The following is a 1,066-nucleotide window of genomic DNA, read 5'->3' on the forward strand; positions in this document are numbered from 1 at the left end:
CACACTATCATTAACTGAATCCATAGGTTAATGAGGCGAACCGGGGGAACTGAAACATCTAAGTACCCCGAGGAAAAGAAATCAACCGAGATTCCCCCAGTAGCGGCGAGCGAACGGGGAGGAGCCCAGAGCCTGAATCAGTGTGTGTGTTAGTGGAAGCGTCTGGAAAGGCGCGCGATACAGGGTGACAGCCCCGTACACAAAAATGCACATACTGTGAGCTCGATGAGTAGGGCGGGACACGTGGTATCCTGTCTGAATATGGGGGGACCATCCTCCAAGGCTAAATACTCCTGACTGACCGATAGTGAACCAGTACCGTGAGGGAAAGGCGAAAAGAACCCCGGCGAGGGGAGTGAAAAAGAACCTGAAACCGTGTACGTACAAGCAGTGGGAGCCTCTTTATGGGGTGACTGCGTACCTTTTGTATAATGGGTCAGCGACTTATATTCTGTAGCAAGGTTAACCGAATAGGGGAGCCGAAGGGAAACCGAGTCTTAACTGGGCGTTAAGTTGCAGGGTATAGACCCGAAACCCGGTGATCTAGCCATGGGCAGGTTGAAGGTTGGGTAACACTAACTGGAGGACCGAACCGACTAATGTTGAAAAATTAGCGGATGACTTGTGGCTGGGGGTGAAAGGCCAATCAAACCGGGAGATAGCTGGTTCTCCCCGAAAGCTATTTAGGTAGCGCCTCGTGAATTCATCTCCGGGGGTAGAGCACTGTTTCGGCAAGGGGGTCATCCCGACTTACCAACCCGATGCAAACTGCGAATACCGGAGAATGTTATCACGGGAGACACACGGCGGGTGCTAACGTCCGTCGTGAAGAGGGAAACAACCCAGACCGCCAGCTAAGGTCCCAAAGTCATGGTTAAGTGGGAAACGATGTGGGAAGGCCCAGACAGCCAGGATGTTGGCTTAGAAGCAGCCATCATTTAAAGAAAGCGTAATAGCTCACTGGTCGAGTCGGCCTGCGCGGAAGATGTAACGGGGCTAAACCATGCACCGAAGCTGCGGCAGCGACACTATGTGTTGTTGGGTAGGGGAGCGTTCTGTAAGCCTG

Annotated in this window: 1 rRNA gene; it reads left to right on the forward strand. The window is 52.7% G+C overall.

Features of this window, described 5'->3' with window-relative positions:
• Positions 1-1,066 (forward strand): 23S ribosomal RNA (locus ACJHWK_RS23900); the annotation flags it as partial.

This window comes from Escherichia sp. WS547 (genome assembly GCF_046486065.1).
Classification (GTDB): domain Bacteria; phylum Pseudomonadota; class Gammaproteobacteria; order Enterobacterales; family Enterobacteriaceae; genus Escherichia; species Escherichia coli.